This window comes from Microbulbifer maximicatervae (SeqCode) (assembly GCF_052467065.1).
Genome location: NZ_CP174299.1, coordinates 1,095,504 through 1,107,995, shown reverse-complemented (window position 1 = coordinate 1,107,995; position 12,492 = coordinate 1,095,504). Strand labels below are relative to the sequence as shown.

The window sequence follows — 12,492 nt, the reverse complement described above, 5'->3', positions numbered from 1 at the left end:
GTTGCAGTAATTGCCCGGAATTGTGGTCTTATTTTTTGTTTTGGGTCGTCATTTTTCTATTTTGCAAGAAATTATTTTGTCATTATTTATGTTTTTATTTTTGTGTTTATATGGAACTTTTAATGGGGTGGTATTTATTAAAAATTAGGCTTATCTTTCGGTGACACGCTAAAAGTTGTTTGTTTAAATTATAAAAATAATAGGAACCGTGCCAATTAGTGGTGGTCCATAACTCTGTCGCTAGCGTTGCAGGATTTACATCCTCTAAAAGTAAAAATTTGTGTTCAGCTGGGGAAGGAAGTTGAGCGCAAAGTAATAAATGGGCAGAGATATGATTCTACGTAAGAAAAAATTAGCATCCGTATTTAAACAACCGATAGTCAATCGCACATTAATGGCAGTGGTATTAGCCGGTGCCAGTTCTAATGCTTTCAGTCATGGTTATGTTGAGGCCGCTGACGGTGGTGTAGCTTCTGCGCGTGGTACCCTGTGTAAATATGCATTAGATACCGGTGAAATGAATTTGAATTGCGGCGCAGTTCAGTGGGAACCACAGAGTATAGAAGGTCCTGAAGGCTTTCCCGATAGCGGCCCTGCCGATGGGCAAATTGCCAGTGGAGGAAGCAGTGCCTGGTCTGAGCTTAATGAACAGACATCTGATCGCTGGGTAAAAAATTATATTAGCTCCGGTTGGCAAACCTTCAAATGGTACTTCACCGCCAACCATGTAACTCGTGATTGGAAATACTATATTACTAAAGAAGATTGGAATCCGAATTCAGTCTTGACTCGCGATCAATTTGATCTCGATCCATTCTGTGAGATAGATGGCAATTATGAACAGCCAGATGTAAATACAACTCATGAGTGTCAGGTGCCGGATCGCGAGGGCTATCATGTAATTCTGGCTGTTTGGGATGTGGGTGATACGGTTAACGCTTTCTACAATGTTATCGATGTAGAATTCGATGGCGATAATGTCACTAATACCGAATGGAGCGCTGCGGGTACCATCAATCCGACGCAGGACTTGAACGTTGGCGATAAAGTATATACCCGCGTATTTGATGGCTCAGGTGAAAACTCATCTTACAGCACTGTTTTGGAAATTGCCTCCGAAGAGCAGGGCATCGCTGAAAACTGGTCACACGATTTGGCTGAGTTGATTAATGCAGAGCAGACCGATATCCGCGCCGGTGATTTCGATGGTGATAACAGCTTTGAGCCTCTGTACGGTATCAACCGCATTTATCTAAAAGATGGCAGTGGCCTGGAAAATGTCGAGATCGGTTACGAGTTGAGCGAAGAAGAGCCCAACTATGAAGTAACGGTAAGTGGCCTTGAAAGTGAATACACAATTACAGGCGGTGCTATTTCTCTAGACGTTGCTCTCAGTGCTACGGGAGATGTCAGCGTTGAGGTTACAGTGGTAAATCATGGCGGTGATACTCTAGCAAGCTATAGCAATAACATTGATGATGGTGATACTGCCAGTACTAGCTTGACTCTCTCAGAGACTGTAGCAGGGCACCATATGGTTGTAGTGGTGGTAAAAGACCGCGATGGCAACATGGTTGATCAAAACACTCTGAACTTCTACCTGGTTGAAGACACCTCTGGTGATGATGACTCCTCGAATGGGGATGACGATACTTCCAATGGTGATGATGACTCCTCGAGCGGCGACGACGATAGCTCCAACGGCGATGATGACGCTTCTAATGGTGACGACGATAGCTCCAACGGCGATGACGACACCTCTAATGATGACGACGATACTTCAAACGGAGACGATGATAGCTCCAATGACGATGACCAATCCTCGAGTGATCAGGATTATGATTATGTCTTCCCTAGAGGCCATAGAAACTATGCTGCGGGTACTAAAGTCCTGGGCCGTGATGGTAATGTCTACGAGTGTAAGGACTCTGCTTACTCCCACTACTGTAAGGAAGTGAGAAGAGGTGCAAAACAGTTCGAGCCGGGTGTTGGCGGGAACTGGGAAATACTCTGGGAAAGACTGTAATTTGTTCCCGATAAAATAAAAGAGGCCCCTTTGGGGGCCTTTTTTATGAGTAAATTAGTAGGTGAAAAATGGCCTTTAAGGGTAGCGATTCAAGCCTGGTAATAACTTAAAAACATCGCAGCAGTGCGCTCGGCCAGTGCCTCTTGCTCGATGGGGCTCGGTGGACCAGAGAGTTGAAGTAACTGAGGCCAGTAGCAACCGCCCTTAATCAGGTTGTGAATCTGCCCACTGGCGACCTCTATGTCGAGAGACTTTAGTCGCCCATCAGCTACGGCAGATTTGATCCAGCGCTGCACCCCGGTTTCATGGGCCTTATATTTTTCCATTTCCTTCTGTAGTGCTTCCGGCTGATGGAAGAAGTAGTCGAAGGCCATGCGGTTAAGCTCAATATACTGCGGGTTGCAGATCGTCTTTATTTCCTGCTCTAACAGTGTACGGAGTTGTGACTGCATATCACTATCCGGGTTGTAGTCACAACCGGAGGGCTGGGTAGCCTGCTGCCAGAGTTCACCGATCAAATACATAACCAGGGCTTCTTTACTGGAGAAGTGGTTGTACACGGTGCGTTTTGATACCTGTGCTCGGGCTGCCAGCTCGTCCATACTCGTGCCCTGCACTCCCAGCTCCTGAAAAGCCTGCTTGGCGGCATCAATAATAGCTTGGCGTTTCAGCTCACTTCTGGTTGGTTTCTTTTCAGTCATGGGTATCTCTGTGAAATCTGGGCCGGGGGATTCCATTGCCGGCGAGTTACTTCTTACGCAAATTTTACACTATATAGTTTACTTTTATATAGTTAGTTTATACACTGCACTGTATAGTTTACATGGTAAGTGAAATGAAGAAGCGCTGGTGGATTCTGGCAGGAGTGATTGTTATGTCGGTAGGTCTCTTTGGTAGCTGTGCAAATCAACCCGAGAAGTTCCGCAACAGTGATACGGACTACAAAGTCAGTAGTGGCGGTATGATTGAGATGATTGGTGCCTACATCAAGGCAGATCGCGCTGCCCCCGTACCGGTCAATCCCATTCCATTGCGACAGATTCCCGCCGCAGAGCTGGCAGCCCCAGTTGCTGAGAGTGCCGTATATCGTCTTGGGCACTCCACGGTACTGATTCGAATGGATGATCAGTATGTTTTGACAGATCCGGTATTTAGCAAGCGGGCATCCCCGGTTCAGTGGATGGGTCCAAAGCGCTTTCATCCTTTGCCCATAGAGATTCGAGACTTGCCTTCGATTAAAGCGGTCGTTATCAGCCATGACCACTACGATCATTTAGACAAAAATAGTATTCGCGCACTCAAGGATAAAGTAGAGCAATTTATCGTTCCTACCGGGGTGGGGAGTCGTTTGCGTAACTGGGGAATTCCGGCCGAAAAAATTGAGGAGTTGGCCTGGTGGGAATCGTTTGCCCTGGGCAGTTTGCACTTTACCGCGACTCCGGCTCAACATTTTTCCGGGCGTGGACTAACGGATAAAGACTCAACACTGTGGGCCAGCTGGGTAATTGAAGGGCGCGAGGGCCGTATATTCTTTAGCGGTGACAGTGGCTATTTTAGTGGCTTTCGTGAAATTGGTGAGCGATTTGGTCCGTTCGACCTGACACTGATGGAAACGGGTGCTTACAACAAGCTTTGGAGTTCGGTTCATATGATGCCCGAAGAGAGTGTACAGGCACATCTCGATCTCGGAGGGCGAGCAATGCTGCCTATCCACAATAGTACTTTTGATCTTGCTCTGCATGACTGGTTTGAACCATTCGAGCGTGTAGAAATTGCTGCGGAAAATCGGGCTGTAAAGCTGTTAATACCGGTAATAGGTGCACCGGTAAAGTTGAGAGATCCATTGCCAACCAAACCCTGGTGGCGGGAACTTTTAGTTGAAAAAACTAAATAAGTTATCGCTTAAGTTGTGGCTAGGTAAATATAAGTTATACATCTTTTGTTCGTTTAAATTTTTTCCAATATCTAAATATTTAAGTGGCGTTACTATGAAGTCAAAAACTGTATTAATCACAGGTGCCTCTTCAGGGATTGGGGAGGCGTTTGCTTATGAGTGTGCGAATAAGGGAGCTCATTTGGTTCTCGTTGCTAGATCTCAAGCGGGCTTGGCAGAAGTCAGCAAGAAAATTAAAGAGAAATATCAGGTCCAAGTGTCCTTAATTGCTATGGATTTAAGCGTAGTGGGGGCTGCACAGGAATTATTTCAGAAAACGAAAGATAAAGGACTTGATGTAGATATTCTTATTAATAATGCTGGATTTGGGAAATGGGGCAATTTTGAGGATTTTGACCTTCGAACCTATAAAAGGATGCTGCAACTCAATATTAGTACATTGACAGAGCTTTGTTACCTATACCTTGATGGTATGAAAAGTAAAAGATCTGGAGGAATTATAAATGTCGCCTCAGGTGCAGCCTTAATGCCAGTGCCCTATGCAGGCGTATATTCTGCATCCAAAAGTTATGTCTTGAATTTTTCAGAGGCTTTATATAACGAATTGGAAGGTACAGGTATCACAGTAACTTGTTTATGTCCTAGTGGAACTAAGACGAACTTTGCGGCAGTGGCAAATAATGATGTAAATGTTGATGAAAAACAGTACGAAACTGCGGAGCGTGTAGCCAAAGTAGGGTTACATGGATTTCTTGCCAACAGAAGCTATGTGCTTTCAGGGAAGCAAAAGGTATTACTTAGTATCTTGCCTCGAATCTTAAGTCGCGCTAAGTTATTAAAATTATCTGGGAATGTATTTAAAAAGATAGTGGATAATAAAAAAACAGAGATAGTTAAAGGCCATTAAGTGATTTTCTGGAAGTACTTTGAGGGTAGCCTAGATTGTTTATACCAGGGCTGCCTTTTGAGAGATTTATATTAGAATAGATTTTTATAGGTTTTGGGAATTATCTTGATTTCCTTATTTTTTTAAATAAGTAGGCTGCCAACCCCAGTTGTCACACTATTAAACCCAGATTCTCTTTCTTTTAGATCAGTCTTCGTTGGAAGTAGTGGTTGATGTCCATCTCTCAGGCTCAATTATATGCAGAAAACGGGTAAAAGTATCTTTTGGCCTTTTCAGGCCTCTCGAAGAGAGTGTACAGCGCATCTGGAACTTGGTGGGGGAGCAGTACTGCCTATCAACAATAGTACTTTTGATCTTGCCCTACACGATTGGTATGAACCCCTGGAGCGCGCACAGGCGGCAGCCAAAGATCAGGGTGTCACTTTGGTAACGCCTATCATTGGAGAGGCTGTTCGCCTGCAATCTTCCAAAGCAACAAAGGCCTGGTGGAAAGATGAAGTGAGGGCAGCTGATAATTTAAACCTAGTGACTAAATAGCTCGGATTTGAAGTTTATACTCGAAGGAGGGGGCAAATGTATTGTGATTTGTGGCTCAGGTTGGGTGTAATTTAAATTGCTAAGCATAGGGTTACCAGAGTGAAGTTCCGGTAACCCCAACTTTTTATTCAGAAGTGGACGTCCTGGAAAATATTATTTCCTTTTAGTCTCTAAACATTGCAACTGCTTTTCCAAGAATCTCATACTGTGATCTTACAAGTGGCAGAGTTTTTACACCATAATAACTGTATTCATCATGTTCATTATTCCCAGCTGTGCGCCAGACAAAGGGAAAGATTGTTACAATTTTTTCATTGCTTGCAGCAAAATCATAAGCATCCCAAGCACGGAGAACTAACTCCTCTTCAGTCATGACACTATAGCTTGGACTGTCGGTTTTAAATGCGCGGGGTACTATGTGGTATTTTACATCCATGTCTTGTGTTGCATACATAAGGTCGTTAACAACATCGGACTGAAAATTTTTATGCTTGTAGTAATCCGCGCCAAATAAATCATAATTATTTGGGGGGGCTGGTAATCTGGAGCAGATTCTAACGCATTCTCCCTTGTATTTACTCTTCATTTCTCCGACGGTATCTTTTGTAAAAGTTATACCTCTACGTGCATTGGGGAAATCCGCCTTGAGTAGAAGCCCTATTTCCTCCAGGTACTCCTTTAAGTCATCATTGTCCATGTCAGAGCGATGATATGGCTCGTCAAGAGGATCAAACGCATAGATCATATCTTCGTAAGGTTTTAGTTTTTCCTTGGCTTCTAACCAACTTTCATAATAATCATCGTTCTTTTTATAGCCGTCATCATAACCACTAAAGAAAATTGATTGAAGTGATATCCAGACTTTGGTGCCACTGCTTTTTGCAACATCCATATATGTGTCAACTTTTCCATAGTCAATATTGACAAAAGTTGATAATTTCGCAGCATCCGGAATGTCGTCTTTTTCCCATCCTGACTGATAGAAACCAAATGCTTCTAGATGATCAGGAACGACATTTCTTGGGTCAGCCAAGACTGGGATGGATATAGGTCCATGGATTATCACCATTGGTGGCTCTTTTAAATCCATTGCCGGGGTGGGTTCTACTTCTTCTGCTACCAGAGGAATGGAAGTTGTAGTCAAAATGCCAGTGCAAATAGATAAAATTTGAAGGTACTTCAAAGATAAACTCCTTTTATTGCTAAATATGATGCTCTATCTAAGTCTTATTTGGGGCTTTGTTTAATAGTTGTTACCCCAGGAAATTGGTGCTTAACCCCACATTGCGGCATGTAAAATTATAGTGTCTTGTCAGTTTATAGTCTTTGTTGTATCAATTCTATCTTATTGATCTTTTTAGGTTTTCCTTATTAATACTATTTTCAATATTGGTACGAGTGAACTAAATGACAAGTAGCTTAATCCGCTTACCTAGCTACTTAGGTCTTATTGCAGATTGCTAATGTTAACATGTTAAATTTATTTGTTCTTGTTTGTTGAATGGAAACCTATAAATTAGTTGTTTGAGGAAATCAGAAGATTGCAAAAAAAATTTAACACAGCCCTCATTGTTTTATTGCTTTTATTCCTAAAAATAACTTTCTATAATTGGCCCTTAGATTTGATATTGTAAGTGCTTACTATTTTCGTCTTTGAGGCTCAGCTTCATGTAGAAAGCGGGTAAAAGTATCTTTTGGCCTTTCCAAGCCTTTCGAAGATAGCGTTCGCGATGCCATTCCTCGATGATTGCTGCCATGGGTCAATAAATGCACAAAAATTTCATAGATTGACAGTTGCCCAGAATCCCCGTCCGTAAAATGAAAATTAATTACTCTCTCAAGATCGGATAAAGTTGCTGTTTGAGAGAAGTTGATTAGCCAGGAATCATTGTTATTCATTCTCTCTCTTAGTTCTGGAATCGTAGGTGTCTCAATGGTGTTATCTGAAGAAAACAGCTCCTGTGTTTCGGTAATGCGGCTTATAAATAGGCTGTCGACCACCGCAGTATGATTGAGTATACGGGTAAAGAAGCTCGCATCTTCCTTGGGTAGAAGATGAAGTTGCTTTTCGCCAGCTGATAATAGCTCTAAGTTGGCCCATTTTTTATATTGAAAAGCACTGGTGAAATCCATATATATTTATCTCCTTTTATTTTAAGTAAATACAATTTTTAATCGTATGCTAATTGAGCTTGAGTTCAGCTATTTGCCGATTTATCGCCGCCGTTTTACTTTTATCCTGATTGCGAGAAATTTCTAGTGCTTTCTTCAAAACATCAGAAGCCTCTGAAATTTCATCATTCTGTTGTAACGCCTGGGCCAAACTTTGGTGGGCATCAATAGAGTTTGGCCGATATTCCACCCACCGCCTTGCAACACTGATAGCTTCTTGGATGCGACCATCCTTTAGTAACAAACTGGTGATATAGCTTAATTTGTTAACATTTCTCCAACGTGTAGCCCTGGGTAAAATAGGAAAGCCATATTTCTGTGAGAGTGATTGGTAGAAATGATCGATATTTTGTAAGGCGTCACCAGGCTGGGATATCAATTCTCGATAATTTGCGGACCATTCTTCGTGGGGATAATTAAGCTCGATAGCCGATAACGCGGCTTTTATAAAGGCACCGTAATGGTTTTCATTGTTAATAATTTCTATTTTTAGTTTGAGGTTCTCTTTTGCGTAAGGAGAAAGTTTGGTGTTAATTTGACTTAAGATTTTTTCATAGCGCTTATCTTTACGCATATCACTGTCAGCCATCGCGAAATAAAAAGCATTGATCTTGTTTGATGAGGTCTGCATACTTGTGGTTATTTCATTAATAAAAGTACTCTCTGAAGTGGGCCCCATACCAAATATGTCAGCTGCAGATAAAAAGAAGTAAGACTGAAACAATCCAGGTTTGTTAGTTAGGGCGTAGAGAGGAAAGATACTGCTAGTTGAGACACCAATAATCATTCTATTGTTGAGTGCGCGGTAATTGCTTTCTAAATATGGGAATAGTTCTTCAGTTAGAAATTTACTATAGGTCTCAGGGTTTCCCAGGGCGCTAAACTTCTCCTCAGTGGTATGCTTCCACATTCCATGTAGGTAGGTTTCCGGTTCATCACCGCCATCATTAAGGCTGATTACAATACTTTCCGGCATACGTTCTACGCTACTTAGATGCTTTACTACCCCGGTTAAGGCGTGGAAAAATTCTTTGCCGTGAGTGCTATTAATAAAGATAACCGGGTATCTATGCTGCTTTGATGCTTGATGGAACGTTTGCGGTAAATATATGTTGATTGGTATTTCACGACTCAAGATTCTGGATGAGAAAAGAATTTCATCACCATAACTCAGGTGATTGGTCGTGCTAACAGAAGAGTGGCTCTGTGGGCTTTCAGCTTTTGCTGATAGGCCCACACACAGTAGGGAAACTGCGATTAACAGTATTCGGGGGGAAATCATATCACCGGCATCCTTGCTGAATTTAAATATTTTTAAAAAGGCGATTAAGATCTATTAGATGCTATGACAGATTGAAGAGGCGGTAAAGTTAGTTACAGCTGATGCGAAGTGGTACAACTTGTATAGATATAAGAAGTTGGATTTTGTCAAAACCAAGCTCTAAACCCCAGTACCCATACGGTTGAGTCCACATCCTCACCTTCTTCACGGGCGAAATCAGCGGCATTGCCCACTTCCCGTTCATAGTGGACGCCAATATAGGGTGAGAATTTCCTGGTGACTTCATACATGAGCCGAAAGCCGACTTCCGCTTCCGATAAGCCGGAACCGCTACCTCGGGCCTCATCGTTCTGCCCAAAAAAGTTCAGCTCGATACGTGGGACCAGATTCCAGTCCTGTGCCAACTTTATTTCATACTCGCCTTCCAGGCGAAATGCAGTACTGCCATGTTCTCCATAGAAAAATACCGCATCCATTTCGAATTTGTAGGGAGACTCTCCAGTAATACCCACAGCAGCCCAATTCCGGCTGCTAGTCTCCAGATTAAAATCGTGGCGAATTCCAATTAGGAAATTCCAGTTTGCTGAAATTGCCCGGCTATAGAGCGCCCAGAGTTCATTTTTTTCAATTTCCCCACTGCTACGCTCATAGTCGACTTCGGCAACAAACTTATTTTGCTCTCCGCCATAACTGAAGTCTCCCTCGATTTCCCCGCCGTTATCACCTCGTAGTTCCACATAGTCGAGGCTGACTTCAGCCATGGGTTCTCCTTCGTTATCCTCGCCAGAGGACTGGTAGCTGTGGTGCTGATGCTGAGGTTCTGCCTGCCCATAGCTGGCCTGGGCAGCAAGTATCCATAGTGTTGCTGCTATCCCTGCAACATTTTTAAACAATGCGCACCTCCCGATACATACCGGGCCTCTGGTAAAGCATTTGACTGTGCAGAGCCCAGCGGCCATAGGTGTCGGCGCTGACTAAGTAACTGATGCTTGATCCGGGTTGTGCAATCACCGTGTGCTTGCGGGGTAAATACTCTCCGTCGCCGGTTTCCAGCTCACTCCAAAAACCGTGTAAGTGCATGGGTTGGGGAAGCGTAGTGTCATTGACCAGTGTAATGCGCAGGCGCTCCTTGTGCCGAAATAATAATGGGCTGGCATCGCGAAATTTTTCACCATTTATTGACCAGAGATAGCGCTCATAATTGCCGGTCAAGTGTAACTGTAATTCCCGCTGTGGCTCCCGTTCATCCTGGGTGGGTTCACTGCTGTGCAAGTCGCTGTAAGTCAGTACACGGCGGTTATAACGATGTTTATGGTTTCTGAGTCCGACACCGGGGTCAGAGATGCCGTTTGCTGGCGTCAGCGCGCGGTGATCCACCCTGAATCCGGATTCACTTGGCTGGTGAATGATAGGGCTATTACTACCGAGCCCCGCTGCAGCGAGGTTTCCGTAAAACCATCCCCCCTCAGTTGCATCGGGCAAATTGGAATGTTTTTCGGTGTGAGCAGTCTGGGTTGTTTTAAAGTGTGTGTCTGTCTCTTCGGTTTTTCTCCCTAGTCCCAGATCTTGCCGGGTGAGCACTGGGCGGTGATCCATCGCGGGAATCTCTGCGCTCAGACGTATATCACTTGTCAGTGTGCCTCGCGCATAGCCACTGCGGTCCATGGACTGCGCAAATATACTGTAGGCCTGTTCACTCTCTGGCTCGACAATTACGTCATAGGTTTCGCCGTTGCCAATACGAATTTCATCGACGCTAACGGGCTCGACATTTTGTCCATCGGCCGCCACCACCTTCATTTTCAGGCCGGGGATACGCAGGTCGAATAAGGTCATCGAAGCTGCGTTAATTAATCGCAGGCGAACCCTCTCGCCAGGTTTAAATAATGCAGTCCAATTGGTATCGGGTGTATGCCCGTTCATCAGGTAGGTGTAAGTCTCGCCTGTGACCTGGGAGATACTGCGGTCGGAAAGCTGTTTCCAGTTCCATTGATGACGGTCCCGCCAGGTTTGTTCGACACCTTTTGCGCGCACCTCACGCCATAAATCTGTAGCCGTGCGCTGTTGCCGGTTGTAGTAGTCCGGGTCTTTTTTTAGATGGGTATAAATAGTTTGGGGAGATTCATCGCTCCAATCAGATAGGACAACAACATAATCCCGCTCGTAAGAAAATAGTTCTGGAGATATCGGATCAATGACTATTGCCCCAATTAGCCCCCGCTGTTGTTGAAACCCGGATTGGCTGTGATACCAATAAGTACCACTTTGGCGCACAGGGAATCGGTAGCGAAATGTTTGCCCAGGTCGAATGCCGCTAAAGCTCAACCCCGGTTCGCCGTCCATATCGCTGGGTACCCTAACACCGTGCCAGTGTAGGGAGGATTTGTCAGGTAATTGGTTATGGACATTCAGGGTGACAGTTTCCCCTTCCCGCCAGCGCAAAATGGGGCCCGGTAGACTGCCATTAATGGTCAGGGCTTGTCGTTCGCGCCCGGTAAGATTTACCTGGCGGTACCCGATGGATAAATCAAAGTGGTTACCGCGCAGGGTTTCTGTCGAAGAAGCTGTTGGCGAGTTTGGGTGCGAACTGTGGGGTAACCCCAGCAGCAGGGCTCCCGCTCCGAGACCTGTGACGAAAGTACGCCTTGATACGGCGTCGGTGCGGAAGCTCTCTGTCATCGATGTCCCTTTTAAAACTGCTCCTGTGCCGTATTGATTTCGGCGTAAATTTCGCTGCTGCCATCTTTGTTAAGCAGCATTACCTGATAGGGCGTAAAACGGTCGCCCACTTCCATACCTGGGCTGCCCAGGGGCATACCTGGTACTGCGAGGCCAATGGCATTCTGCGGTGGATTTTGCAAGAAACGCTGTATCAGCTTTGCCGGTACATGCCCTTCAAAAACATAGCCCTGTTCTGACACTGTGGTGTGGCAGGATTGGTAGCGCGGAGAGATATGGTGCTGCTTTTTCACGCCGTTAAGGTCTTCGACATCCTTTGCTACGACGTCAAAGCCACTTTGTTGGGCATGCTCAACCCAAATTTTGCAGCAGCCGCAGGTGGCGGATTTGTAAGTGGTCAGGCTCACAGTTTCCTTTTTGGGGTCTGAAGATTCGGCACAGGCACTTAATGCCAGGGTTGTGAGTAGCGCCGCAATAGCGACCAAAATTGAACGATTCATATGAACTCCGATGATGAGATTAAGGGCGCACACAGGCGCGCGAGTATTTATAAAAAATATTTGGAGTAAAACTGGGGAGTACGCGTATGCCTAGGCATACGGGGCCCGTTAAATGCGGAATATGGGTGGGCGCAGTGCCATTTCCGGATCTGGAGAGGAATTAAATTCCCGGTAGGCAGTTACAAGTAGATTGCGGTTGTATACAAGGATTTTATATTGAGCGTTTACCGCAGAGCTGGTGCCTGGCCCTGCACAGCAGCTGCATTCAGCAGTGCAACTGGAGGGATGGCTGTCGCTGCAGTTCTCAAGGGTTGCCTCGTCGCAATGGCCTTTTTCTTCTGCAGCGATGGATGCCGATGGGGGTTCGTGTGTTTCCGCACAGGATGACGCAACTGCCTGGCCGCCGAAGGCCAGTAGCAGTATGAGCAAAAATAGGCGGAAGATCCCGGTGTGCATGGCGGTATTCAGAAAACAAGCCAGCCCGCAGTGTATGGG

The 12,492-nt window shown here is 45.0% G+C and carries 12 protein-coding genes; 4 read left to right on the top strand and 8 right to left on the bottom strand.

What is annotated here, in order from left to right:
* Positions 1-331 precede the first annotated feature (331 nt).
* Complete coding sequence (gene gbpA, locus ACJJI1_RS04950) at positions 332-2,026, top strand: N-acetylglucosamine-binding protein GbpA (RefSeq protein ID WP_444958711.1); 1,695 nt, start codon at positions 332-334, stop codon at positions 2,024-2,026.
* Between the two features lie 89 nt (positions 2,027-2,115).
* Here the strand turns inward: gbpA and ACJJI1_RS04945 are convergent, their stop codons facing one another.
* Positions 2,116-2,727: a TetR/AcrR family transcriptional regulator gene (locus tag ACJJI1_RS04945; RefSeq protein WP_444958710.1), complete on the bottom strand. Its 612-nt coding sequence runs from the start codon at positions 2,725-2,727 to the stop codon at positions 2,116-2,118.
* Between the two features lie 134 nt (positions 2,728-2,861).
* Here ACJJI1_RS04945 and ACJJI1_RS04940 point away from each other — a divergent pair, with 134 nt between their 5' ends.
* The 3 genes from ACJJI1_RS04940 to ACJJI1_RS04930 all read left to right on the top strand — a co-directional run bounded on the left by ACJJI1_RS04940 (position 2,862) and on the right by ACJJI1_RS04930 (position 5,364).
* On the top strand, positions 2,862-3,920 hold the full coding sequence (locus tag ACJJI1_RS04940; protein ID WP_444958709.1) for an MBL fold metallo-hydrolase: 1,059 nt from the start codon (positions 2,862-2,864) through the stop codon (positions 3,918-3,920).
* Entirely contained in the window at positions 3,904-4,827 is a 924-nt protein-coding gene (locus ACJJI1_RS04935; RefSeq protein WP_444958708.1) for an SDR family NAD(P)-dependent oxidoreductase, read from the top strand. Before ACJJI1_RS04940 ends, ACJJI1_RS04935 begins: the two co-directional genes overlap by 17 nt.
* Positions 4,828-5,064: 237 nt before the next feature.
* Positions 5,065-5,364: a hypothetical protein gene (locus tag ACJJI1_RS04930; protein ID WP_444958707.1), complete on the top strand. Its 300-nt coding sequence runs from the start codon at positions 5,065-5,067 to the stop codon at positions 5,362-5,364.
* Positions 5,365-5,527: 163 nt separating this feature from the next.
* On the opposite strand, the gene ACJJI1_RS04925 is transcribed toward ACJJI1_RS04930, so the two are convergent.
* The 7 genes from ACJJI1_RS04925 to ACJJI1_RS04895 form a co-directional block, all read right to left on the bottom strand.
* On the bottom strand, positions 5,528-6,547 hold the full coding sequence (locus ACJJI1_RS04925; RefSeq protein WP_444958706.1) for a hypothetical protein: 1,020 nt from the start codon (positions 6,545-6,547) through the stop codon (positions 5,528-5,530).
* Between the two features lie 458 nt (positions 6,548-7,005).
* Entirely contained in the window at positions 7,006-7,497 is a 492-nt protein-coding gene (locus ACJJI1_RS04920) for a DinB family protein (RefSeq protein WP_444958705.1), read from the bottom strand.
* Between the two features lie 49 nt (positions 7,498-7,546).
* Entirely contained in the window at positions 7,547-8,773 is a 1,227-nt protein-coding gene (locus ACJJI1_RS04915; RefSeq protein ID WP_444958704.1) for an alpha/beta hydrolase, read from the bottom strand.
* Between the two features lie 191 nt (positions 8,774-8,964).
* Positions 8,965-9,711 (bottom strand): copper resistance protein B, encoded by a 747-nt coding sequence (locus ACJJI1_RS04910; RefSeq protein WP_444958703.1) that lies wholly within the window; start codon positions 9,709-9,711, stop codon positions 8,965-8,967.
* Positions 9,704-11,497 (bottom strand): copper resistance system multicopper oxidase, encoded by a 1,794-nt coding sequence (locus tag ACJJI1_RS04905; RefSeq protein WP_444958702.1) that lies wholly within the window; start codon positions 11,495-11,497, stop codon positions 9,704-9,706. Before ACJJI1_RS04905 ends, ACJJI1_RS04910 begins: the two co-directional genes overlap by 8 nt.
* 11 nt (positions 11,498-11,508) lie before the next feature.
* Positions 11,509-11,997 carry a DUF411 domain-containing protein gene (locus tag ACJJI1_RS04900; RefSeq protein ID WP_444907198.1) on the bottom strand — a complete coding sequence of 163 codons (489 nt, stop codon included), beginning with the start codon at positions 11,995-11,997 and terminating at the stop codon, positions 11,509-11,511.
* A gap of 108 nt (positions 11,998-12,105) precedes the next feature.
* Complete coding sequence (locus tag ACJJI1_RS04895; RefSeq protein WP_444958701.1) at positions 12,106-12,453, bottom strand: hypothetical protein; 348 nt, start codon at positions 12,451-12,453, stop codon at positions 12,106-12,108.
* Positions 12,454-12,492 lie beyond the last annotated feature (39 nt).